The 23,612-nt window shown below is 55.0% G+C and carries 28 protein-coding genes; 15 read left to right on the top strand and 13 right to left on the bottom strand.

All coding sequences use genetic code 11. From position 1 onward, the window contains the following. Positions 1 to 13: 13 nt before the first annotated feature. From EKN38_RS14805 to mdtH, 9 genes are all read right to left on the bottom strand, one after another. Positions 14 to 592, bottom strand: a complete 579-nt coding sequence (locus EKN38_RS14805; protein ID WP_014831422.1) for a YceI family protein — start codon at positions 590 to 592, stop codon at positions 14 to 16. 1 nt (position 593) lies between these two features. Then, positions 594 to 1,160 (bottom strand): cytochrome b, encoded by a 567-nt coding sequence (locus tag EKN38_RS14800; protein WP_014831423.1) that lies wholly within the window; start codon positions 1,158 to 1,160, stop codon positions 594 to 596. 219 nt (positions 1,161 to 1,379) lie between these two features. Beyond that, entirely contained in the window at positions 1,380 to 1,493 is a 114-nt protein-coding gene (locus EKN38_RS14795) for a DUF2770 family protein (protein ID WP_014831424.1), read from the bottom strand. Between the two features lie 55 nt (positions 1,494 to 1,548). After that, positions 1,549 to 2,667, bottom strand: coding sequence for an N-methyl-L-tryptophan oxidase (solA, locus tag EKN38_RS14790; RefSeq protein ID WP_126522277.1), 1,119 nt, complete (start codon positions 2,665 to 2,667; stop codon positions 1,549 to 1,551). Between the two features lie 116 nt (positions 2,668 to 2,783). Beyond that, positions 2,784 to 3,038, bottom strand: a complete 255-nt coding sequence (bssS, locus tag EKN38_RS14785; RefSeq protein WP_008500827.1) for a biofilm formation regulator BssS — start codon at positions 3,036 to 3,038, stop codon at positions 2,784 to 2,786. Positions 3,039 to 3,310: 272 nt separating this feature from the next. Next, on the bottom strand, positions 3,311 to 3,556 hold the full coding sequence (dinI, locus tag EKN38_RS14780; RefSeq protein WP_014831426.1) for a DNA damage-inducible protein I: 246 nt from the start codon (positions 3,554 to 3,556) through the stop codon (positions 3,311 to 3,313). Between the two features lie 75 nt (positions 3,557 to 3,631). Beyond that, positions 3,632 to 4,678, bottom strand: coding sequence for a dihydroorotase (gene pyrC / locus EKN38_RS14775; protein WP_014831427.1), 1,047 nt, complete (start codon positions 4,676 to 4,678; stop codon positions 3,632 to 3,634). Between the two features lie 128 nt (positions 4,679 to 4,806). Then, positions 4,807 to 5,367 (bottom strand): lipoprotein, encoded by a 561-nt coding sequence (locus EKN38_RS14770; RefSeq protein ID WP_014831428.1) that lies wholly within the window; start codon positions 5,365 to 5,367, stop codon positions 4,807 to 4,809. Positions 5,368 to 5,487: 120 nt separating this feature from the next. Beyond that, complete coding sequence (gene mdtH, locus EKN38_RS14765; RefSeq protein ID WP_014831429.1) at positions 5,488 to 6,696, bottom strand: multidrug efflux MFS transporter MdtH; 1,209 nt, start codon at positions 6,694 to 6,696, stop codon at positions 5,488 to 5,490. Between the two features lie 236 nt (positions 6,697 to 6,932). Here mdtH and rimJ point away from each other — a divergent pair, with 236 nt between their 5' ends. The 4 genes from rimJ (at position 6,933) to murJ (ending at position 10,768) form a co-directional block, all read left to right on the top strand. Then, a complete protein-coding gene (rimJ, locus tag EKN38_RS14760; RefSeq protein ID WP_013097146.1) occupies positions 6,933 to 7,517 on the top strand; it encodes a ribosomal protein S5-alanine N-acetyltransferase in 585 nt (194 codons plus the stop codon). 9 nt (positions 7,518 to 7,526) lie between these two features. Further along, on the top strand, positions 7,527 to 8,177 hold the full coding sequence (locus EKN38_RS14755) for a YceH family protein (protein WP_014831430.1): 651 nt from the start codon (positions 7,527 to 7,529) through the stop codon (positions 8,175 to 8,177). Between the two features lie 2 nt (positions 8,178 to 8,179). Beyond that, positions 8,180 to 9,103 (top strand): Gfo/Idh/MocA family protein, encoded by a 924-nt coding sequence (locus tag EKN38_RS14750; protein ID WP_014831431.1) that lies wholly within the window; start codon positions 8,180 to 8,182, stop codon positions 9,101 to 9,103. A 129-nt stretch (positions 9,104 to 9,232) separates the two neighbouring features. Further along, entirely contained in the window at positions 9,233 to 10,768 is a 1,536-nt protein-coding gene (murJ, locus tag EKN38_RS14745) for a murein biosynthesis integral membrane protein MurJ (RefSeq protein WP_014831432.1), read from the top strand. A gap of 59 nt (positions 10,769 to 10,827) precedes the next feature. Here murJ and flgN read toward each other — a convergent pair whose 3' ends face one another. The 3 genes from flgN to flgA all read right to left on the bottom strand — a co-directional run bounded on the left by flgN (position 10,828) and on the right by flgA (position 12,304). After that, positions 10,828 to 11,253 (bottom strand): flagella biosynthesis chaperone FlgN, encoded by a 426-nt coding sequence (gene flgN / locus EKN38_RS14740; protein ID WP_014831433.1) that lies wholly within the window; start codon positions 11,251 to 11,253, stop codon positions 10,828 to 10,830. Between the two features lie 4 nt (positions 11,254 to 11,257). Beyond that, positions 11,258 to 11,551 carry a flagellar biosynthesis anti-sigma factor FlgM gene (gene flgM, locus EKN38_RS14735; protein WP_014831434.1) on the bottom strand — a complete coding sequence of 98 codons (294 nt, stop codon included), beginning with the start codon at positions 11,549 to 11,551 and terminating at the stop codon, positions 11,258 to 11,260. A 93-nt stretch (positions 11,552 to 11,644) separates the two neighbouring features. Continuing rightward, on the bottom strand, positions 11,645 to 12,304 hold the full coding sequence (gene flgA / locus EKN38_RS14730; protein WP_014831435.1) for a flagellar basal body P-ring formation chaperone FlgA: 660 nt from the start codon (positions 12,302 to 12,304) through the stop codon (positions 11,645 to 11,647). Between the two features lie 157 nt (positions 12,305 to 12,461). Between flgA and flgB the strand changes: the two genes are divergently transcribed. The 11 genes from flgB to flgL all read left to right on the top strand — a co-directional run bounded on the left by flgB (position 12,462) and on the right by flgL (position 22,313). Continuing rightward, entirely contained in the window at positions 12,462 to 12,881 is a 420-nt protein-coding gene (gene flgB / locus EKN38_RS14720) for a flagellar basal body rod protein FlgB (protein ID WP_013097139.1), read from the top strand. Continuing rightward, positions 12,882 to 13,286: a flagellar basal body rod protein FlgC gene (flgC, locus tag EKN38_RS14715; protein WP_013097138.1), complete on the top strand. Its 405-nt coding sequence runs from the start codon at positions 12,882 to 12,884 to the stop codon at positions 13,284 to 13,286. Positions 13,287 to 13,297: 11 nt separating this feature from the next. Next, entirely contained in the window at positions 13,298 to 14,008 is a 711-nt protein-coding gene (flgD, locus tag EKN38_RS14710; protein WP_014831436.1) for a flagellar hook assembly protein FlgD, read from the top strand. A gap of 26 nt (positions 14,009 to 14,034) precedes the next feature. Continuing rightward, the gene (flgE, locus tag EKN38_RS14705; RefSeq protein WP_013097136.1) at positions 14,035 to 15,243 is read left to right on the top strand and encodes a flagellar hook protein FlgE; all 1,209 of its coding nucleotides are present in this window, start codon (positions 14,035 to 14,037) and stop codon (positions 15,241 to 15,243) included. Between the two features lie 20 nt (positions 15,244 to 15,263). Beyond that, positions 15,264 to 16,019 carry a flagellar basal body rod protein FlgF gene (locus tag EKN38_RS14700; RefSeq protein WP_013097135.1) on the top strand — a complete coding sequence of 252 codons (756 nt, stop codon included), beginning with the start codon at positions 15,264 to 15,266 and terminating at the stop codon, positions 16,017 to 16,019. A gap of 11 nt (positions 16,020 to 16,030) precedes the next feature. Next, complete coding sequence (flgG, locus tag EKN38_RS14695; protein WP_008500810.1) at positions 16,031 to 16,813, top strand: flagellar basal-body rod protein FlgG; 783 nt, start codon at positions 16,031 to 16,033, stop codon at positions 16,811 to 16,813. A gap of 57 nt (positions 16,814 to 16,870) precedes the next feature. Further along, positions 16,871 to 17,569: a flagellar basal body L-ring protein FlgH gene (gene flgH / locus EKN38_RS14690; RefSeq protein ID WP_003857987.1), complete on the top strand. Its 699-nt coding sequence runs from the start codon at positions 16,871 to 16,873 to the stop codon at positions 17,567 to 17,569. A 12-nt stretch (positions 17,570 to 17,581) separates the two neighbouring features. After that, positions 17,582 to 18,679, top strand: coding sequence for a flagellar basal body P-ring protein FlgI (locus EKN38_RS14685; RefSeq protein ID WP_013097134.1), 1,098 nt, complete (start codon positions 17,582 to 17,584; stop codon positions 18,677 to 18,679). Further along, positions 18,679 to 19,632 (top strand): flagellar assembly peptidoglycan hydrolase FlgJ, encoded by a 954-nt coding sequence (gene flgJ, locus EKN38_RS14680; RefSeq protein ID WP_014831437.1) that lies wholly within the window; start codon positions 18,679 to 18,681, stop codon positions 19,630 to 19,632. Before EKN38_RS14685 ends, flgJ begins: the two co-directional genes overlap by 1 nt. Positions 19,633 to 19,707: 75 nt before the next feature. Then, positions 19,708 to 21,345, top strand: coding sequence for a flagellar hook-associated protein FlgK (gene flgK / locus EKN38_RS14675; protein WP_014831438.1), 1,638 nt, complete (start codon positions 19,708 to 19,710; stop codon positions 21,343 to 21,345). A gap of 14 nt (positions 21,346 to 21,359) precedes the next feature. After that, a complete protein-coding gene (flgL, locus tag EKN38_RS14670; protein ID WP_014831439.1) occupies positions 21,360 to 22,313 on the top strand; it encodes a flagellar hook-associated protein FlgL in 954 nt (317 codons plus the stop codon). Positions 22,314 to 22,389: 76 nt separating this feature from the next. On the opposite strand, the gene EKN38_RS14665 is transcribed toward flgL, so the two are convergent. Then, positions 22,390 to 23,604 (bottom strand): MFS transporter, encoded by a 1,215-nt coding sequence (locus EKN38_RS14665; protein ID WP_014831440.1) that lies wholly within the window; start codon positions 23,602 to 23,604, stop codon positions 22,390 to 22,392. Positions 23,605 to 23,612 lie beyond the last annotated feature (8 nt).

Raw genomic sequence — 23,612 nt, 5'->3', positions numbered from 1 at the left:
CCGGGCGTGTTTATTATGACTTCTGCTGTACACCTTCAACAGAAATAATCAGCTCCACGTCCTGAGAGGCCGGGCCCAAATCCGTGGTGATATTAAAATCTTTCAGATGAATTTTGCCTGCCGCTTCAAAGCCTGCACGTTTTCCACCCCAGGGATCATCGCCCTGACCCAGTAATTTGGCGTCGAGGGTGACCGGTTTGGTGACACCATTGAGTGTCAGATTGCCTGTAATATTCAGCTTATCGCCCTCTTTCTTCACTTCCGTCGACGCGAAGGTTGCCTGTGGGAATTTCGATACATTCAGGAACTCTGCACTACGCAAATGTTTATCGCGCTCAGCATGGTTCGTGTCGACGCTGTTTGTATTAATGGTCACATTGACCTTATCGGCGGCAGGATTTTTATCGTCAAAGGTGAATGTGCCGTCAAAATCCTTAAAGGTACCGTACAGCCAGCTATATCCCAGGTGCTGAATACGGAAATTGACGAAGGCATGCTGGCCTTCTTTATCAATTTTATAATCAGCCGCCACGGCCGAGCCGGTGGTGAATAACAGAGAACCCAGTGCGATACCCAGCAGGTGTTTTTTCATTTTATGCTCCAGAGTCAACTGACGAACGGCCAAGCATGCGCTTTAGCGTATCGTCTTTATCGATGAAATGGTGTTTAAGGGCGGCAAGCCCGTGCAGCACAGAGAGGATGACCACACTCCATGCCAGCCAGAGATGAACCACGCCTGCGGTATCGGCCTGAACCCCCGCGTCAGAGAGCGTGGCCGGCACCTCAAACAGGCCAAAGACGCTAATCGGCTTGCCGTCTGCAGTTGAAATGAGATAGCCGCTAATCAGAATCGCGAACAACAGGAGATAGAGGGCAATATGAGCGGCCACAGCGCTGACACGCGTCAGTTTACTGTGGGTTTTAGGCGCGGCAGGCGGCGGGGAAATATGACGCCAGATGACGCGAATAACCAATGCCATCATCAGCAGGACGCCGATGCTCTTATGCAGCTCTGGTGCCTGGTGATACCAGCCGTCGTAATAACTGAGCGTCACCATCCACAGTCCCAGTCCGAACATCGCATAAACGGTGAGGGCAACTATCCAGTGCAAAAACATGGATATTATTCCGTAGCGCTGAGAGGAGTTACGCAATTGCATCAGAATGACCATTCATGAATTAACAGAATAGTAAAAATGAACGGGAATAAATGATATTGCAACTGAAATAACTGGATATCGTTTTTTAATTTTCTTATTTCAGCGGTTTTGAAAATGATCCGCAAATGTAATTCAATGGCTTCGTCCAAGGCGTAATAAACAGCCGGGGTGAAGGTTAAATCAACCTAAAGTAATGTCAGAAATTGTCAGTAATGCCTTTCAGTAAAATACAATGTAAATAATATCAATGAGTGCCAGTAACGCCCACAATAAAATATAGAGCATAAAATGCTCACGAATGTTGTTGATAAGAAAGCTAACGATCCTGCGCATAACGTCCCGTTTTGATGTGAAGAACGGGCCCCGGACGTCCGGAGCCCGCGGCGGATTATCGGTTAAAACGCGAAAGTGAGAAGGGGGTAAGATCAAACTGCGGTGCGATACCCTGGGCAAACTGCGCGGCGATTTCACCCAGTACAGAGGCGAACTTGAAGCCATGACCGCTCAGGCCGGTGACGAGCAGCGTGTTGTAATGCCCCGGCAGGGTGTCGATGATAAAGTCTTCGTCCGGTGTATTGTCGTAGGTGCAGGCTGCACCATAAAGTAAGCCACCCACGCCCGGCAGAATATTACGCAGGAACGAGAAGGCTTCGGAGCCATCTTGCGGGTATGCACCAAACGGTTTGCGCTCTTCAGGCGAAGAGATCGCCTGCCCACCATTGTGTTTGCCGATTTTGAGCGCGTCTTTCTCAGACGGGAAGCCGTAAAACTGATCGCCGTTCGGTAACTCGCCGGTGAACGCCGGGAATTTATTCTGCGTACTGTAACGGCCATCCGACTGGAACCACGAGAAGACCTTGCGCACCGGCTTAACGGGCAGGTCTGGCAACAGACGGGTGACCCAGGTCCCTGCGCTAACCAGCAGACGGGACGCTGAATATTCTCCATCCGCAGTGGTGACCGTAACGCCGTCAGCGTGATGGGTAAGGGATTCAACCGGGCAGTTGAAGAGCTGAGCGCAGCCCGCTTTTTCTGCAAGACCGATCCAGGTTTTGATGGCCGTTTCACAGTGCAGGACCCCGGAGTTGGCTTCAAACAGACCGATATAATCGTCCGGGACGGTGATCTCTGGCCAGCGGCTCATGATGCCCGCCGCGTCCAGTTTCTCAACGTCAAGGTTGAACGCTTTCGCACTCTGTTCCACGTTGGCCAGAAAATCAGAGCTCGCCGGGCCAAGGTTGATGACACCCGTGCGTTCGAAAATGCGCTCTTCGGTCAGTTTGGCCAGTTCATCCCACAGTGTCTGGGCGCGGAGCACCAGCGGAACATAGCGCTCGCCTTCACCATAGGCGTGGCGAATGAGTCGGGTGTCGCCATGATGGCTCCCCTCCGCATGCGGAGGCAGATGGGCATCGATCATCAGGACCTTCAGACCCGCTTGCGTTGCGTAATAACCTGCGGCAGAACCTACGGATCCGCTACCTATTATGATTAAGTCGTATCTCATATGCATCTCTTGAATTCACGCTTTGTTAGCAGAGTAATTAACTATGCAGGCTGATACAAGGGAGAAATAAATAAGGCACCCGAAGGGTGCCTGTTGAGTGAAGAATAGGTATAAAACTAGTGCCGTTTATACTCATTTTCCTGATAGTCACCAGATTCTATTTTGGCAATACCTGCTTCTAAAATAGAAATAAACTGGCGCGCGACGTCTGTTGTAAGCCACAGCGTCTGTCCAACTTCCGCTTCTTCACGGTTGAGTTGATTCGGGGTCTGGTAGTGCAAACGCAGCATCAGCGCATCGTAGCTATCTACGGTGCTGATATCCCAGCCTACAAGCGGATGGGTCTGGATGACTTCACTATTCTTTTCCATTATAACCCCCTTAATGCGTGTTAGAAGACAACGGCTCTGAGGTTCAATGCATGTTTTTCTGAAAGCATCTTCAGTATACAAGTAATAAGGGTTCCGAAGGGAAAAATAAACAGTTGGCAACACATTTTTCTGCTTTTTAGGATTGTTCGAACAATAAAACACCATCTTGTTCACGATTTTTAAATCTGATGCCGAATTAATTTGAACTAACAGGATTTCAGGCGAAAAAAAGCCGGGGCGACCCGGCAAAAAAGAACAATGAGGGAGCAAGATTAATCTGTGATGAACCAGTCATCGGCACTTTCCCACGTTTCCTGCAGGATTTCGCTGATTCGGTCTTTATCTTCTTTCGCGCCACCGATGACGGAGAGGTTGTTTGCCGCCGCGTAACGAACCGTTACGGCGCCCGCATTTTCAGGAAAAGTGTTGTTAATACGGCGGGATAATTCACCGGCCAGCGCATCAAGTGCGCCAGCAGGCAGAACGGTTGTTTTGGCTATGGTGACTTCAATACGCATAAATGCCCCCTGTGTAATATACTGTTTATTTATACAGGCATATTATCGTTTTGACAACAAGGGGCATTGTTTTTTTTAGCGTTTTACCGTCCAGTTGACGGTTTCACCCGCCAGGAATGGGATCAGCGTGTCATCCGTCAGTGGAATGGCCTCGTCCACCTGACTCTCTTTGCGTTCCAGCTCAATAAAGGTGTCGTTGACCGGCAGCCCGTAGAAGCGTGGTCCGTTGAGCGAGCAGAAGGCCTCGAAGTGCTGCAGGGCATTCATCTCTTCAAACACGGTCGCGTAGCTGGCGAGCGCCGTCGGGGCATTGAAACAGCCTGCGCAACCGCAGCTTGCCTCTTTGCGATGGCGTGCATGAGGGGCGGAATCCGTGCCGAGGAAGGCGCGGGAGAAGCCGCTGGCAACGAGTTCACGCAGCGCCTGCTGGTGGATGTTACGTTTCAGGATTGGCAGGCAATAGAGATGCGGACGTACACCGCCAACCAGCATGTGGTTGCGGTTAAACATCAGGTGCTGTGGCGTAATGGTGGCGGCAATCAGCTCATTGCCATCGCGGACATATTCCGCTGCATCTTTAGTGGTGATGTGTTCAAACACCACTTTAAGCGCAGGAAGGCGCTGGCGCAGCGGCTCCATCACGGTTTCGATAAAGCGGGCTTCACGGTCGAAGATATCAATCTCGGCGTGGGTCACTTCACCGTGTACCAGCAGCGGCATGCCCAGTTTCTGCATGCGCTCCAGAACCGGCATGATGGCGTCAATGCTGGTGACACCGTGGCTGGAGTTGGTGGTGGCGTTAGCCGGGTAGAGTTTCGCGGCGGTGAACACGCCTTCGTTAAAGCCGCGCTCCACTTCATTCGGATCGAGGGAGTCGGTCAGATAGCAGGTCATCAGCGGGGTGAAATCATCTCCCGCCGGCACGGCATCAAGAATTCGCTGGCGATAAGCCATAGCGGCATCAACGGTGGTGACTGGTGGCACCAGGTTAGGCATGACAATCGCGCGGCCATAAATTTCGCTGGTATACGGCACGACGGTTTTCAGCATATCGCCATCACGCAGATGGATATGCCAGTCGTCAGGGCGGCGGATTTTAAGAACCTGGGGTTGTGCAGTCATGGAAGCTCCGGCTTGTCAGGAATCAGTCATAAGGATGGCTGTTTTTGCCGGACACAAATCATAAGCGGAAACGTTTTCGTTTGCACACTTTTCCGTAAAAAAAAAGGGCGCTTTTGCGCCCCTTCAGGTTAATCGGTGAAAGGAATGACGATCTCTCCCGGTTTCACCTCTATTCCTTTGGCATATTTTTTCGCGAGCGCCTCACCCTTGCTCTTGTCTTCACTTAAGACATACGCAGGCTGCTGGTTAAAGTAGTTGCGCAGCGACTGGTTCAGATAGGGCATCAGAGTCTGCATCACCGGTTTCATCTTATCCGGGGAAACCTCCGCATCGACCACTTCCATCTCCTGCAGGAAAATGGCCCCTTTCTCTTTGTTAAAGACCGGCAGCGCCTTGAGCTTCAGCTTAATGTTGGCTTTCTGGTTGCCGAAGAGGGAGGTCATATCGAGATTGGCATCCCCGGCGAGGGTGACTTTATTCGGCTCTTCGCGTCCAATCTGACTGGTCAGGTTGCTGAGGACGATATGCGCATCGGCAAGCCCCGGTACACCAATGTCTTTTGAAAAGTTGTTATGTTTTTCCAGCGCCTGATTAATTTCCTGCTCACTGACGGTGTATTGCGTAAGCTGGTTACAACCTACCAGCAGGCCGCTGACAATGAATGCGGCGGCAATGACAATTTTTTTCATAGTGTTCCTCAACGAAAAATCGGCGCTACTGTCCTGTTACGCCAGTATGTCAGGGTGAAATAGCAGAAACCAGCAGAAAAAACTGATAATGACGGCGGGGGGGCCCCGCCGGAGAGAGGGTTATGCGCCAGGTTCGAGCATGCCGCTCGCGCTGCGCTTCTGGCTGAATTGCCACCACAGCGCAAGGAGCGTCATAAAACCGACCACGCCGAGCATCATCCATGGCAGTTCCGGTTGACTCAACGCTTTACCTGCATCAAACAGCCAGCCGCCGCCGGCGTAGCCTAAGGCACCGCCAAAGGCCAGCCCCAGGCGACTGAACCCCATATAACTGCCGCGAGCACGTGCGTCGGCAAGCGAAGCGCTCAGCGTTTCACGTGCCGGTTCGGCAATGATCGAGCCGATATAGAATGTGCAAATCAGCGTAAATAGCTGCTGGAGTGAGTTCACCAGCCCGATGGGCATCATGCTGAGTGTCATCAATAACAGGCCGGCCATCAGGCGATGCTCCAGGCGAAAACGTCGTTCGCTCCAGCGGGCAATCGGGTACAGCAGGGTCAGGGAAAGACAGGCTTCAATGGCGTACATCCATTTTACCGCGCCAGGCGTGCCCGCGATGTCGTTCACCATGATCGGGAGCATTAGCATCACCTGAACGGCCAGCATGTAGTAACCCGTCAGGGTCAGCACGTAAGTAACGAAGCGTTTGTCACGCAGGACGCGGCCAAGTCCTTCACGCACCGGGGCTTTGACCGTCGACAGTTTCCAGGCCGGCAGGAACAGGGCATTAAAGAGGGCGCACAGAATAAATAACACCGCGCCTGCTGCGCAGACCAGACGGAAGTCGTACTGCAGCAGCCAGCTTCCCAGCAGTGCGCCGATCACCGCTCCGGCACTGTCCTGCATCATCAGAATCGAGAAGAAGCGTCCCCGGTGCTGCGGGCGAATGAGCTTAACCACCAGCGCGGTGCGCGGTGGATCAAACAGGGTGCCGCCGATACCGGAGAGGAAGCAGGAGAACCACAGCAGCCAGGGCTCCTGAGCAATCGCCATGGTGGCGAAGCCTGCCGCACGCAGCAGCATACCGGTTACGATCATCGGTTTGGCACCAAAGCGGTCGGCGATGGCGCCACCAAACACGCCCAGACCCTGCTGGACAAACTGGCGTAACCCCAGCGCGATACCGACCATCAGTGCCGCCCAGCCCATTTGATCGACAAAGCGGATCGAAATAAGCGGAAACACCACAAAAAAGCCGAGCACGACCAGCATGTTATCGACGAGCAGGAAATATTTACCCAGGCTCCTGGCCTGTGATACGCGGGACATTTTCCCTCCAGGGAAAACAGGATGGTGAGCACGCTAACATTCTGCGGTGTCGCCACGTTTTTTCCCACCCCTGCACGTGACAATATTTTTTTATCAAAAGAGCGCTTTGATAGAGAGTTCTCATCGAAAAATGTGAAAAGAGGTCAAAATGGTATGTCACTGTTTTCACAGACGGCACAGGCGCAGGTATAGTAAAGCTAATGGGTAAGCAGAAGTGACGGGAAGGAGTGGTATCGATGTTTGGCTATCGCAGTAATGTGCCAAAAGTGCGTCTGACAACGGACAGGCTGGTCGTTCGTCTGGTGCATGAGCGTGATGCCTGGCGTCTGGCGGATTATTACGCCGAGAATCGCCAGTTTTTAAAACCCTGGGAACCCGTTCGGGATGAGAGCCATTGCTACCCTTCCGGCTGGCAGGCGCGCCTCAGCATGATTGCCGAATTCCACAAGCAGGGTAGTGCGTTCTATTTCGCGCTGCTGGATCCGGAGGAAAAAGAGATCATCGGCATTGCCAACTTTTCCAACGTGGTGCGCGGATCGTTTCACGCCTGTTACCTCGGCTACTCCATCGGCCAGAAATGGCAAGGACAAGGGCTGATGTATGAGGCGTTAACGGTAGCGATCCGTTATATGCAGCGCACCCAACATATCCATCGCATTATGGCGAACTACATGCCGCATAATCAGCGCAGCGGTAATTTGCTGGCGCGATTAGGGTTTGAGAAAGAAGGTTACGCTAAAGATTATCTGCTGATCGACGGAGAATGGCGTGACCACGTTCTGACGGCATTAACCACCCGGGACTGGACTGCAGGCCGCTAAGGAGAAGAGATGAAATATCAGTTAAGCGCGACAGAAGCGCGTGTTATTGGCTGCTTGCTGGAAAAACAGGTCACCACGCCGGAGCAATATCCGCTCTCCGTCAATGCCGTGACAATGGCATGTAATCAGAAAACCAACCGTGAGCCAGTGATGAATCTCGGCGAGCACGAGGTGCAGGACATTCTTGACGAGCTGGTTAAACGCCATTACCTGCGTACCGTCAGCGGTTTCGGTAACCGCGTGACCAAGTATGAGCAGCGATTTTGTAATTCCGAGTTCGGCGATCTGAAGCTGAGTGCCGCCGAGGTGGCGGTGATCACCACGCTGTTACTGCGCGGGGCGCAAACGCCGGGTGAACTGCGTACCCGGGCTTCACGCATGCATGAGTTCGCCGATGTGCAGGAGGTTGAGCAGACCCTGGATGGGCTTGCCACTCGTGACGACGGCCCTTACGTGGTGCGTCTGGCGCGTGAGCCGGGTAAACGCGAAAGCCGTTATATGCATCTCTTCAGTGGTGAAATTGATATTTCAGTTAAGTCCGTTGCAGCCGATATCACTGCTGGAGAGGACGATTTGGTTGCCCGCGTAGAGGCGCTGGAAGACGAGGTCGCCGGGCTGAAACAGCGTCTGGACGCATTGCTGGCACATTTGGGAGATTGACGGTGAAAAAATTACGCGTTGGCGTGGTGGGGCTGGGGGGAATTGCACAAAAAGCCTGGCTGCCTGTTCTGGGGGCGGCGACGGACTGGACGCTGCAAGGCGCGTGGTCGCCCACCCGTGAAAAGGCCGAGCGGATCTGCGAAACCTGGCGCATGCCGTATGCGGCATCGCTTCAGGATCTGGCTCGCGAATGCGATGCGGTGTTTGTACATACCTCTACAGCAACACATTATCAGGTGGTCAGCGAGTTGTTGAATGCCGGTGTGCACGTCTGTGTCGATAAACCGCTGGCAGAAAACGTTCAGGATGCCGAACGGCTGATCGAGCTGGCGGCGCGCAAAAAACTGACGCTGATGGTGGGTTTTAACCGCCGTTTTGCGCCGCTTTACCAGCAGTTGAAGGCACAGTCTGGTGCGCTCGCGTCCCTGCGAATGGACAAACACCGCACCGACAGCATCGGTCCGAACGATCTGCGCTTTACCCTTCTGGATGATTACCTGCACGTGGTGGACACCGCGCTCTGGCTGACGGGCGGGCAAGCCCAGCTCAAAAGCGGCACCCTGTTGACCAACGAACAGGGCCAGATGGTTTACGCTGAGCATCATTTTGCCATTGAGCATCTGCAGATCACCACCAGCATGCATCGTCGGGCCGGCAGTCAGCGGGAGTCTGTGCAGGCGGTCACTGACGGTGCCCTGTATGACATTACCGACATGCGCGAGTGGCGTGAAGAGAAGGGCAATGGCGTAGTCACACTCCCGGCGCCTGGCTGGCAAAGCACTCTGGAGCAGCGCGGCTTTGCCGGATGCGCCCGTCACTTTATCTCCTGCGTGCAAAATCAGACGGTTCCGGAAACATCCGGTGAGCAGGCTATCATGGCACAACGCATTGTGGAGCGGCTCTGGCGCGAAGCCATGAGTGAATAACTTGCTGTAACATCTGCGGATAGTAATTCGTTGAAATCGGGTTAGACTAAGCGCCGCTTGTTGGCTTTGCCGGGTGGCGCTTTCGCTTACCCGTCCTGGAAATCCGTATGGTTCTGGAAATTCACGTTAATGAACTTATTAAAATCGCTGGCGGCAGTCAGCTCGATGACCATGTTTTCCCGCGTGCTGGGTTTTGCGCGCGATGCGATTGTAGCAAGAGTATTTGGTGCAGGGATGGCAACGGACGCCTTTTTCGTCGCGTTCAAACTGCCAAATTTATTACGTCGTATTTTTGCTGAGGGGGCATTTTCCCAGGCGTTTGTTCCTATTCTGGCGGAATATAAAAGCAAGCAGGGTGAAGACGCGACGCGTGTATTTGTCGCGTACGTTTCCGGCCTGCTGACGCTGGCACTGGCGATCGTGACGGTACTGGGGATGCTGGCTGCACCCTGGGTGATTATGGTGACGGCGCCTGGCTTTGCGGACTCGGCAGATAAATTTGCCCTGACCTCCCAACTGCTGCGTATTACCTTTCCTTATATCCTGCTGATTTCGCTGGCCTCGCTGGTGGGGGCGATCCTCAATACCTGGAACCGCTTCTCCGTTCCGGCCTTTGCGCCAACGTTCCTTAACATCAGTATGATTGGCTTTGCGCTGTTCGCTGCACCCCATTTCAACCCGCCAGTGCTGGCGCTGGCCTGGGCGGTGACGGCGGGCGGTGTGTTACAGCTGGCGTATCAGCTGCCACACCTGAAGAAAATCGGTATGCTGGTTCTGCCGCGGATTAATTTCCGTGACGCCGGCGCGATGCGCGTAATGAAGCAGATGGGGCCTGCCATTCTCGGGGTTTCGGTCAGCCAGATCTCGCTTATCATTAACACCATCTTTGCCTCTTTCCTCGTGTCCGGCTCGGTTTCCTGGATGTACTACGCTGACCGTCTGATGGAGTTTCCGTCCGGGGTGCTGGGCGTGGCGCTGGGGACCATCCTGCTGCCGTCGCTGTCGAAAAGTTTTGCCAGCGGCAATCACGATGAGTATTGCCGCCTGATGGACTGGGGACTGCGTCTCTGTTTCCTGCTGGCGCTGCCAAGCGCAGTGGCGCTGGGTATTCTGGCCAAACCGCTGACGGTATCACTCTTCCAGTACGGGAAATTCACCGCTTTTGACGCGTCCATGACGCAGCAAGCGCTGATTGCCTACTCGGTCGGGTTGATGGGGCTGATCGTCGTTAAAGTGCTGGCGCCCGGGTTCTACTCGCGCCAGAACATCAAAACGCCGGTGAAAATTGCCATTGTGACGCTGATTATGACCCAGCTGATGAACCTGGCCTTTATTGGCCCGCTGAAGCACGCTGGCCTGGCCTTGTCTATTGGTCTTGCGGCCTGTCTCAACGCCGGGCTGTTGTACTGGCAGTTGCGTAAGCAGGATATCTTCACGCCGCAGCCGGGATGGCGGAGTTTCCTCGTGCGTCTGATCGTTGCGGTGCTGGTCATGTCTGCGGCGTTGCTTGGTATGCTGCATGTGATGCCGGAATGGTCCCAGGGCACCATGCCTTACCGTCTGATGCGGCTGATGGCCGTCGTGGGGGTCGGGGTTGTGGCTTACTTTGCGACGCTCGCGGTACTGGGCTTTAAAGTGAAAGAGTTTGCCCGCCGTACGGCATAAACGCCAAAAGGGGAGTTCACCTTAGGGTGCTCCCCACTGCATGATTTGTCGCACAGGCTTCAAATCGAAATCTTTTTCCCGCCCGTAACACGAGCCGTTGACGTTTGACCATCCGCACCATACAGCCCGGGCTCTTTATGCGGCTTTAACACGTCAAGCGCTTGCTGATTACGCTCAATCTGTCCTTCCAGCAGCCAGCCGTTGTGCTGGTTGAGATCGCGCAGATGCTGGGTTTTTTCTGTAATGGTCTGCCAGCGTTCTACAATATCGTCATTCGCACTGCGCTTAGGATCTTGCTCAGCGCGACGCTGCTGTTCCAGATAATCCAGCGTCGCCAGAAGCGAACTCTTATCTTCCGTAATACGCTGCAACGCGCTGCCGTTAATTTGACCGGAAGAGAGGTGCTGTTGCTCCGCGTCCATTACCGTTTTCAGGTCGTTCAGGACAACCGTCATGTGATCCAGTATTTCTGACAGTCGACTCATACGGTTAGTTACTCTGTAAGAAACTCTGTGCTTCCTGAATCAGGGCATCAGCAATTTTGCTGGTATCCATTTTCAGTTCACCGTTACGAATAGCCGTTTTCAGCGCTTCAACACGTTCCATATTGATATCGCTGCTGCCTGGCTGCATCAGTTTTGCCTGGGCATCGCTCAGGGTTACGCTGGTGCTGTTAGACGTTGACGGTTTTTCCAGACGCGTTTTCTGCGGCATAGCGTCATTCGTTTCGCGAGGCTGTACAGCGCCTACCGGCTTCAGGGCTGATGTACGATCAATGCTCATAGTGTTGTCCTCATCGAGGGTTCGCGGCGTTGGCGCCTGATATCATCATTAGTTGATTATTTATCGGCAGACGCAGCGATTTCTTTAAAAAGATTATAGGTTAATCAGAATATTCCCATCAGAATCGACGGTTCCGCTAACCACCTGGCCTGAGGACATCCTGACGCGGGCATTTTGCGCCACTGCGGCATTGTTTAATGCCTTCCCTTCACTGTTTATCTGAAAACCATCGCCGTTGGCCACCACCATCACCTGCTGACCCGCTTTAACCCGCCATGCCTGACGCAGCATGGAGAGCTGTATCGGCTGGCCTGGCGCGACATCACGCAGGCTGACGGCATCCTGCGCCTGGTTAATCTCAAGCATCGTGCGTGGAGGAAGCTGATCCAGACGGCCACGTTTCAGGGTCACGCTGTTAGCCTGCAACACGCTGCCGCGTGCGATGGGGACAGCGGCAACAACATAATTGCCCGTTGCCTGTACCGCAACCTGTAAATAGCGTTTTTCTCCCGGGCAGCGCGCCAGCACGTTCACGTTCCCCCACAGTTTTGTGGTGCCCGTTACGCTGAACGACGGCTGTTCGCAGGAGGGGTAAAGATTAGGCGGCGTGCGGACGGTGACGTTGACTTCATCGCTAAAGCCCGCCAGTTGCTGAGCAAAGAAAGCCGTCAGTTGATCCTCTACCCCTTCAGCCTGCACCAGGGGGCTGAAAAGCAAGATCGTAGCCGCCAGGCCGCGTTTTAACGTTTGCATCGCACATTCCACCGTTACCCGAATGGAGAGGATTCTACCTGCAGTGGTTTTGCATCAACGGAATAAATAGCGACGCATTTTGCGCTTATTCCGTCGATAGGGGTGACGGGGTGAGATTTAAGCTGTGAACTGAAATTTTGCCATCAGCGGAGGAGACATGCTCGATAAACTCGACGCCGCATTACGTTTTCAGCAGGAAGCGCTCAATTTACGCGCCCAGCGGCAGGAGATTTTAGCCGCCAATATCGCGAACGCCGATACGCCAGGGTATCAGGCGCGCGATATTGATTTTTCCAGTGAGCTTAAAAAAGTGATGGAGCGTGGACGTGCAGAAGGGAGCGGTGTCGCGCTCGCACTGACCTCCTCACGCCATATTCCTGCTCAGGCGATGACTGCGCCCACAACCGATTTACTTTATCGCATTCCCGACCAGCCTTCACTCGACGGTAACACCGTGGATATGGACCGGGAGCGTACACAGTTTGCCGATAACAGCCTGAAATATCAGATGGGCCTGACCGTACTCGGCGGACAAATCAAAGGCATGATGAACGTCCTGCAGGGGGGCAACGGATAAATGGCCTTGCTGAATATTTTTGATATCGCCGGCTCGGCGTTAACCGCACAGTCCAAACGCCTGAACGTGGCTGCCAGCAACCTGGCGAACGCCGACAGCGTGACCGGACCTGACGGACAGCCTTATCGTGCAAAGCAGGTGGTCTTCCAGGTTGATGCTGCGCCAGGCGCGGCGACGGGCGGGGTGAAAGTCTCTGACGTGGTGGAGAGCCAGGCACCGGACAAGCTGGTGTATGAGCCTGGCAACCCGCTGGCGGACGCGAACGGTTACGTGAAAATGCCAAACGTGGATGTGGTGGGTGAGATGGTGAACTCCATGTCCGCTTCACGTAGCTATCAGGCAAACGTCGAAGTGCTTAATACCGTGAAGAGCATGATGCTCAAAACCCTCACTCTCGGCCAGTAAAGGAGACATGCATGTCCATCGCCGTTAATGTGAATGATCCAACGAACTCGGGCGTCAGTGGTGCCAACAGTTCGACGGGTTCCAGCTCCCTGACAGGGAGTAATGCCTCCGATCTGCAAAGCAGCTTTCTGACGCTGCTGGTGGCACAGCTGAAGAACCAGGATCCCACCAACCCCATGCAGAACAACGAACTGACCACGCAGCTTGCGCAGATCAGTACCGTCAGCGGCATTGAGAAGCTCAATACCACCCTCGGCTCTGTTTCCGGTCAGATTGATAATAGCCAGTCCCTGCAGGCCGCGAACCTGATTGGTCACGGGGTGATGATCCCGGGCACCACGATCCTGGCGGGCACCAGCACCACCGAAGGCAACACGACGACCACGACTACGCCGTTTGGCGTTGAGTTGCAGCAGGCGGCTGACAAAGTGACCGCGACGATCACCGACTCAACCGGTGCCGTGGTTCGCACCATTGACATCGGCGAACTGAAGGCGGGCGTTCATACCTTTACCTGGGATGGCAGCCTGACAGACGGTACTAAAGCGCCAAACGGTTCCTACAAAGTGGCGATCAGTGCCAGCAATGGCTCTACCCAGCTGGTGGCTCAGCCGCTGCAGTTTGCGCTGGTCCAGGGCGTCATTAAAGGTAGCGATGGCAACAAACTGGATTTGGGTACTTCTGGTACCACCACACTCGACGAAGTTCGGCAGATTATCTAAGCCTTAACACTTATCAGGAGTAAGTCATGGCCTTTTCTCAAGCGGTCAGCGGCCTGAATGCTGCGGCCACCAACCTGGACGTCATTGGCAACAACATCGCCAACTCCGCGACCTATGGTTTTAAATCCGGTTCTGCTTCATTTGCAGATATGTTTGCCGGTTCCAAAGTGGGTCTGGGTGTAAAAGTTGCAGGCATTACCCAGGACTTTACCGACGGCACCACCACCAATACCGGTCGTGGCCTGGACGTTGCCATCAGCCAGAACGGTTTCTTCCGTATGGTCGATGCTAACGGCTCGGTGTTCTACAGCCGTAACGGCCAGTTCAAGCTGGATGAAAACCGTAACCTGGTGAACATGCAGGGGATGCAATTAACCGGTTATCCGGTTGCCGGGACGCCATCAACGGTTCAGACCGGTGCGAACCCACAGCCTATTAATATCCCGACCACGCTGATGGCCGCGAAGGCCACCACCACGGCTTCCCAGCAGATTAACCTCAACTCCACCGATACCGCACCGACCACCGCCTTTGATCCGGCCAACCCGGATACTTACAACAAAAAAGGTACGGTAACCGTCTTTGACAGCCAGGGTAATGCGCACAACATGAACCTGTTTTACGTCAAAGATGCGACCCCGGCTAACTCCTGGAAAGTGTATGCCCAGGACGGTAGCGTGGCAGGCAGCACGGCCTCTCTCGCCACGACGCTGACCTTCAACAACAACGGTACGCTGATCGGCGGTGGCAACATCAACCTGACTACCGCGACCATTCCTGGTGCCACGCCTGCGACCTTCGCCATGAGCTTTGCGAACTCCATGCAGCAGAACACCGGTGCGAACAACATCGTCGGAACCAGCCAGAATGGTTTTAAACCGGGCGACCTGGTGAGCTACCAGATCAACGACGACGGCACCGTGGTCGGTAACTACTCCAACGAACAGACCCAGGTTCTGGGCCAGATCGTGCTGGCAAACTTCGCCAACAACGAAGGTCTGAAGTCTGAAGGTGACAACGTCTGGTCTGCCACGCAGTCCTCCGGCGTCGCGCTGCTGGGTACCGCGGGTTCCGGTAACTTCGGTACGCTGACCAACGGTGCGCTGGAAGCCTCTAACGTCGACCTGAGTAAAGAGCTGGTGAACATGATTGTCGCGCAACGTAACTATCAGTCTAACGCGCAGACCATCAAGACCCAGGATCAGATCCTCAACACGCTGGTTAACCTGCGTTAAGCGGCTAACAGGAAAGCGCAATGGATCACGCAATATATACCGCGATGGGCGCGGCAAGTCAGACGCTCAATCAGCAGGCTGTTACCGCCAGCAACCTGGCGAACGCCTCTACGCCGGGGTTCCGCGCACAGCTCAATGCGCTGCGTGCGGTGCCGGTGGAGGGATTGTCCCTGCCGACGCGTACGCTGGTCACGGCATCGACCCCTGGCGCTGACATGACGCCAGGACAGATGGATTACACCGCTCGCCCGCTGGACGTTGCCCTGCAACAGGACGGCTGGCTGGCCGTGCAAACGGCAGACGGCGGCGAAGGCTATACCCGCAACGGTAATATCCAGGTCAGTGCCACAGGCCAGTTGACGATTCAGGGTCACCCGGTGATGGGTGAGGCGGGGCCGTTGACGGTGCCGGAAGGGTCTGAACTGACCATTGCCGCAGACGGCACCATCTCGGCGTTGAACCCGGGCGACCCGGCCAATACCGTTGCGCCCGTCGGACGGCTGAAGCTGGTCAAAGCGGACGGCAAAGAGGTGCAGCGTGGTGATGACGGTATGTTCCGTCTGACCCAGGCGGCTCAGGCCACCCGTGGCGCCACGCTCCAGGCCGACCCGACCATTCGCGTGATGTCCGGTGTTCTGGAAGGCAGTAACGTCAAGCCGGTCGAAGCCATGACCGACATGATCGCCAGCGCCCGTCGTTTTGAAATGCAGATGAAGATAATTAGCAGCGTTGACGAGAACGCGGGTAAAGCTAATCAACTTCTGGCTATGAGTTAACAGGACTCCCTATGATCAGTTCTTTATGGATCGCGAAAACTGGCCTGGACGCGCAGCAAACCAATATGGATGTGATTGCCAACAACCTGGCAAACGTCAGCACCAATGGTTTCAAGCGTCAGCGTGCCGTTTTCGAAGATTTGCTTTATCAAACCATCCGTCAGCCAGGTGCGCAGTCCTCTGAGCAAACCACGCTGCCATCGGGTCTGCAGATTGGTACCGGTGTTCGTCCGGTCGCCACCGAACGCCTGCACAGCCAGGGCAACCTGTCCCAGACCAACAACAGCAAAGACGTTGCCATCAAAGGCCAGGGTTTCTTCCAGGTGCAACTGCCTGACGGGACCTCTGCCTACACCCGTGACGGCTCGTTCCAGGTCGATCAGAACGGCCAGCTGGTCACGGCCGGTGGTTTCCAGGTTCAGCCTGCGATCACGATCCCGGCGAATGCCCTGAGCATCACCATCGGACGTGACGGCGTGGTGAGCGTCACCCAGCAGGGGCAGGCCGCGCCTGTTCAGGTTGGGCAGCTCAATCTGACGACCTTCATGAACGATACCGGTCTGGAAAGCATTGGTGAGAACCTCTACACCGAAACGCAATCCTCCGGTACGCCGAATGAGAGCACCCCGGGCCTGAACGGGGCGGGGCTGTTGTATCAGGGTTATGTGGAAACCTCGAACGTGAACGTGGCGGAAGAGCTGGTGAATATGATCCAGGTCCAGCGCGCGTATGAAATTAACAGTAAAGCAGTGTCGACGACCGATCAGATGCTGCAGAAACTGACGCAACTCTAAGGTGCAGCCCGGTGCGGTAAACGCCGCACCGGCTCCCTGTTTTCGAAGATGAAGGCAATGCAAAAAAACGCGGCGTTTCGTTATCCGATTCTGACTGTTCTGGCCGTCACCCTTAGCGGATGTGCCTGGATCCCGTCTAAACCATTGGTCCAGGGTGCGACGACCGCCCAACCCGTTCCTGGCCCTGCGCCAGTGGTGAACGGCTCCATTTTCCAGACCGCGCAGCCGATCAACTATGGTTATCAGCCGCTGTTTGAAGACCGTCGCCCGCGTAACGTCGGCGATACATTGACCATTGTGCTGCAGGAAAACGTCAGTGCGAGCAAGAGCTCGTCAGCGAATGCCAGCCGCGATGGCAAAACCAATTTTGGCTTCGATACCGTACCGCGCTATCTGCAGGGACTCTTCGGCAATGCGCGTGCAGATGTTGAGGCCTCTGGCGGTAACACCTTTAACGGTAAAGGTGGCGCGAACGCCAGCAATACCTTCAGCGGCACGCTGACGGTAACGGTTGACCAGGTGCTGGTTAACGGCAATTTACATGTGGTGGGTGAAAAACAGATCGCCATTAACCAGGGCACTGAATTCATTCGCTTCTCCGGTGTGGTTAACCCTCGCACCATCAGCGGCACCAACACCGTTCCGTCCACCCAGGTGGCGGATGCGCGCATTGAGTACGTCGGTAACGGCTATATCAACGAAGCGCAAAATATGGGCTGGCTGCAGCGCTTCTTCCTTAATTTATCGCCGATGTAAGCGAGGTGACCCATGTTTAAATCGATCTTCGCCGTGGCGCTGATGCTGGTGGCAACATTTGCCCAGGCTGACCGCATTCGCGATCTCACCAGCGTTCAGGGCGTGCGTGAAAACTCCCTCATTGGCTATGGTCTGGTGGTTGGCCTGGATGGCACGGGTGACCAGACCACCCAGACGCCATTCACCACCCAGAGCTTGAACAACATGCTGTCCCAGCTCGGTATCACCGTACCGGCGGGCACCAACATGCAGTTGAAAAACGTGGCGGCGGTAATGGTAACCGCTTCCTACCCGGCGTTTGCGCGTCAGGGGCAGACCATCGATGTGGTGGTTTCCTCCATGGGTAACGCCAAAAGCCTGCGCGGCGGTACGCTGCTGATGACTCCGCTGAAAGGGGTGGATAGCCAGGTTTATGCCCTGGCGCAGGGTAACATTCTGGTGGGCGGCGCGGGGGCCTCTGCAGGCGGCAGCAGCGTGCAGGTCAACCAACTGAACGGCGGGCGTATCACTAACGGTGCAATCATTGAGCGTGAACTGCCGACCCAGTTCGGCGCGGGGAATACCATCAACCTGCAGCTGAACAATGAAGATTTCACCATGGCGCAGCAAATCGCCGACACCATCAACCGCAGCCGTGGTTATGGCAGTGCGACAGCGCTGGATGCCCGTACCGTGCAGATCCGCACCTCAACGGGCGGCAGCAACCAGGTGCGCATGCTGGCCGATATCCAGAACATGGAAGTGAATGTCCCTGTTCAGGATGCCAAAGTGATCATCAACTCCCGTACCGGTTCGGTGGTGATGAACCGTGAAGTGTCGCTGGACAGCTGCGCCGTGGCGCAGGGTAACCTCTCGGTAACGGTCAACCGCTCCGCCAACGTCAGCCAGCCGGATACCCCGTTTGGTGGTGGGCAGACGGTGGTAACGCCGCAAACCCAGATCGATTTGCGTCAGAGCGGGGGCTCGCTGCAGAGCGTACGCTCCAGTGCCAACCTCAACAGCGTGGTGCGTGCCCTGAATGCCCTGGGGGCAACGCCGATGGATCTGATGTCTATTCTGCAATCCATGCAAAGTGCGGGCTGTCTGCGCGCCAAACTGGAAATCATCTGATGCTGACCGATAGCAAACTGTTGACCAGCGCGGCCTGGGATGCCCAGTCGCTTAACGAACTGAAAACCCAGGCAGGCAAAGACCCGGCGGCAAATATCCGCCCGGTTGCCCGCCAGGTGGAAGGGATGTTTGTACAGATGATGCTGAAGAGCATGCGAGAAACCCTGCCAAAAGACGGCATGTTCAGCAGTGATTCAACGCGCCTGTATACCAGCATGTATGACCAACAGATTGCGCAGCAGATGACCGCCGGTAAAGGCCTCGGTCTGGCTGACATGATCGTCAAACAGACCGAAGCCGCGCAGGGTATCCCGCCGAAAGATGAGCCGCAGCAGGTGCCGATGAAGTTCGACCTGCAAACGGTGACCAGCTATCAGAACCAGGCGCTGACGCAAATGGTGCGTAAAGCGATACCGAAGGCGACGGTAAGCAGCGATGAGCCGCTCTCCGGTGACAGCAAAGACTTCCTGGCACAGCTTTCGTTGCCGGCCCGTCTTGCCAGTGAACAGAGTGGGGTGCCACACCACCTGATCCTGGCGCAGGCCGCGCTGGAATCGGGTTGGGGTCAGCGCCAGATCCGTAAGGAAAACGGCGAGCCGAGCTTTAACATCTTTGGCGTGAAGGCGAACGCCAGCTGGAAGGGGCCGACAACGGAGATCACCACCACCGAATATGAAAACGGTGCGGCGGTGAAGATCAAAGCAAAATTCCGCGTCTACAGCTCTTATCTGGAAGCGTTGTCCGATTACGTGGGCCTGCTGAGTCGCAATCCGCGTTATACCGCCGTTACGCAGGCGACAACGCCAGAGCAGGGCGCGCAGGCGCTGCAGAACGCGGGCTATGCTACCGACCCGAACTATGCGCGTAAGCTCACCAGCATGATTCAGCAGCTGAAATCGATGGGCGAGAAAGTCAGCAAAGCCTATAGCACAGATATCGAAAATCTGTTCTGAAACTTCTCAAGTCCCGGTGGAGGCTGCCGATAACTTTCATCAGGACTCGTGTCTGAACGAATAAAAGGAACCTCCATGTCCAGTTTGATTAACAGCGCCATGAGTGGCCTCAGTGCTGCACAGGCGGCACTCAATACCGTCAGTAATAATATTTCAAGCTATAACGTGGCAGGTTACACCCGCCAGACGACCGTGCTGGGTGCGTCTAACAGCACCCTGACCGGCGGTGGCTGGGTGGGTAACGGGGTGTATGTCTCCGGGGTACAGCGTGAGTATGATGCTTTCATCACCAACCAGCTGCGCGCCGCGCAAACGCAGAGTAGCGGTCTGACGACGCGCTACCAGCAGATGTCGAAAATTGACGATGTACTCTCTGATTCCACCAACTCACTTTCGACGACGCTTCAGGATTTCTTTAAAAGCCTGCAAACGCTGGTGAGCAACGCGGAAGACCCGGCCGCAAGACAGACGGTGCTGGGAAAAGCGGATGGTCTGGTCAATCAGTTTAAAACGAACGACCAGTATCTTCGCGATCAGGATTCTCAGGTCAATACCGCCATTGCGTCAAGCGTTGAGCAGATCAACAACTACGCAAAACAGATTGCGAATCTGAACGATCAGATTTCCCGTCTTACCGGCGTAGGGGCAGGTTCATCGCCAAATGACCTGCTGGATCAGCGCGATCAGCTGGTGAGTGAGCTGAACCAAATTGTGGGTGTTGAAGTGGCTGTTCAGGACGGTGGCACCTATAACGTCTCGTTTGGCAACGGTTACACCCTGGTGCAGGGGAGTAAAGCGAACCAGTTAGCCGCGGTGAAATCCAGCGCCGATCCGACCCGGACGACTATCGCCTTCAGCGATGAGGTGTCCGGCAATATCGAAATCCCTGAGAAAATGATCACCACCGGTTCTCTGGGTGGCTTATTAACATTCCGCTCCGAAGACCTGGATAAAGCACGTAATAACCTGAACCAGCTGGCACTGGCCTTTGCGGACGCGATGAATAAGCAGCATGAAGCCGGGTTTGATGCTAATGGCGATGCCGGTGGCAAGCTGTTCGACTTTGGTTCGCCAGCCGTGGTAACCAACAGCCGCAATACCGGTACGGCTGCAATGACGGCCACTGTGGCAGACAGCACCAAAGTGCAGGCCACCGATTATAAGCTGCAGTTTAACGGCACCGACTGGACTATCACCCGTTCGGATAAAACCAGCTTCACCATGGCCCCGGACGCAAGTGGCAATCTCTCCTTTGATGGCCTGAGCGTCAACGTGACCGGTAGCGCGAACGCCAAAGACAGCTTCATCGTCAAGCCTGTTTCTGATGTCATCGTCAATATGGAGCTCAAGTTCAAAGATGAGTCCAAACTGGCTATGGCATCCGCAAGCAACGGCGGCGAGAGCGACAACCGCAATGGCCAAAAACTGCTCGATCTGCAAAACAGTAAGGTAGTCGGCGGGAATAAGACTTTCAACGATGCTTATGCTTCTCTGGTCAGTACGGTCGGCAGCTCAACGGCAGCATTGAAAACCAGCAGCGAAACGAAAGCGAATGTGGCGACGCAATTGACCAAGCAACAGCAGTCCATCTCTGGGGTCAATCTTGACGAAGAGTATGGCAACCTGCAGCGCTATCAGCAGTATTACCTTGCCAATGCGCAGGTGTTACAAACTGCCAGCACGCTCTTTGATGCAATTATCAATATTCGCTAAGGCTGAGGTGAAAAATGCGTATTAGCACCCAGATGATGTACGACCAGAACATGCGGGGAATCACCGATTCCCAGAGCAAGTGGCTGAGCTACGGTGAACAAATGTCCACCGGTAAGCGTGTTAACCGTCCGTCGGACGATCCAATCGCGGCGTCGCAGGCGGTTGTGCTGTCACAGTCGCAATCTCAGAATAGCCAGTTTGCCCTGGCGAGAACGTTCGCCACGCAAAAAGTCTCTCTGGAAGATAACGTGCTGAGCCAGGTTAACGCGGCGATCACCAGTGCGAAAGAGAAACTCGTCAACGCAGGAAATGGCACGTTAAGTGATGACGATCGCCTGTCACTGGCGAGTGACTTGCAGGGTATTCGCGATCAGCTGATGAACCTGGCAAACTCAGCGGATGGTAATGGCCGGTATATTTTTGCTGGCTATAAGACCGAAGCGCCACCGTTTGATTCCGTGACCGGTGATTACAACGGGGGCACGCAGGCCATTTCTCAGCAGGTTGATACCGCCCGTAACATGGTGATTAGCCACACCGGTCAGCAGATCTTTGAAAGTATTACCAGTAACGCTAAAGAACTGCCTGGCGGCGGTTACGGCGAGACGAATATGTTCAAGATCCTCGACACGGCGATTTCCGCGCTTAAGGTTCCTGTTGATAACGACTCTGCGGCAGCAGAAGTGCAGAATAAAGCGATTTCTGACGCACAGATCGGCATCACCAATACCCAGAACAATGTCCTTACCGTCGTCGCGGATGTGGGTACCAAGATGAACGAACTGGAAAAACTCGATAACCTGGGTGATGACCGCGCCCTGGGGCAGACTCAGCAGATGAGCGATCTGGTCGATGTTGACTGGAACAGTGCCATTTCTTCTTACATTATGCAGCAGGCAGCCTTGCAGGCCTCTTATAAGGCGTTTAGCGACATGCAGGGCATGTCTCTGTTCCAGTTGAATAAATAACATCTTCACCTCTTGGAACATGTCTTGAAACTGGGCATGTTTTGACTGCCCAATCCGTCTGGATTGGGCATTTTTTTTAGGCGATTTCTGCCTGTGCTGAGGTGACGCGAGCGCTCTCAATCAGGCGGATAACCAGTGCAATGACCCCACACACCGTTGCAAGGGCGACCACCCCGGTCCAGCCTGCCAGCGTATAGATATTACTGCCCAGCACGGAACCCAGTGCCATGCCGATGAAAACCACCGTAAAGAGCAAGGCATTCAGGCGTCCACGGGCCTGTGGCTCAAGGCTATAAACCAGATTCTGGTGCGCCACCAGGCTTGACTGCAGACCCAGATCAAACCCAACGGCGGAGAGGGCGATAAGCATCAATTGCCCATGAACACCCAACGCCGGCATCAGGAACATCAGGGCGAATGAGACGGTTACCAGGACAGCTCCAAGCTGCGTGACTTTCCCGGCGCCCAGTTTATCGGCCAGACCACCCGCCAGCGGAGCGGCTAACGCACCTGCGGCGCCCGCAATACCAAATCCACCCGCTACCGCACTCCCTAAGTGATAACGTTCGAGCAGCATTACCGCCAGCGTAGACCAGAAAGCACTAAAGGCAATCGACAGAAAACCCTGAGCCAGTGCCGCACGGCGCAGAGCCGGATAACGACGCCATAGGTGTTCCATAGAACGCAGCAGCGCGGGATAGCTCAGGGTGGAGTGGATGGCAAACCGCGGAAGAACGGCCCACATCACAGCACCGACGAACGCAATGCTTGCCGCTGCCAGCTGGTACATGACGCGCCAGCCAAAGGCTTCGCCCACCACGCCGCTGACGGTCCGGGAGAGCAGAATACCCAGCAACAGACCGGTCATTACCGTGCCGACGGTTTTACCCTGTTTGCCTTCCGGTGCAAGGATTGCCGCGGCAGGGACGATATCCTGCGCCATGGTCGCCGCCATACCAATCAGCAGGCTTGCCAGTAACAGCGAGTGCAGTTGCCCGGTCAGGCTACAGCCCAATAAAAACAGGGCCAGGGCCGCACTTTTAATCAGAATCAACGTTCTGCGATCGTGACGATCGCCGAGCGGCAGCAGGAAGAGTATGCCGAGCGCATAGCCTGCCTGGGTAAGCGTCGGGACCAGCCCCATGCCTTCGATGCTCAGGTGAAGATCGGCGCCCATCAGTGGCAGCAGAGGTTGTGCGTAATAGATGGATGCCACGCTAAAGCCAGCCCCTAAGGCCAGCATAAAAATCACCCAGCGGCTGGCGGCGTGGGGAGCAGTTGTTGTGTTCATAAGACGTT

The organism is Enterobacter sp. WCHEn045836 (assembly GCF_003965585.1).
In the GTDB taxonomy this organism is placed as follows: domain Bacteria; phylum Pseudomonadota; class Gammaproteobacteria; order Enterobacterales; family Enterobacteriaceae; genus Enterobacter; species Enterobacter dissolvens.
This window is presented reverse-complemented; position numbering and strand designations above follow the sequence as displayed.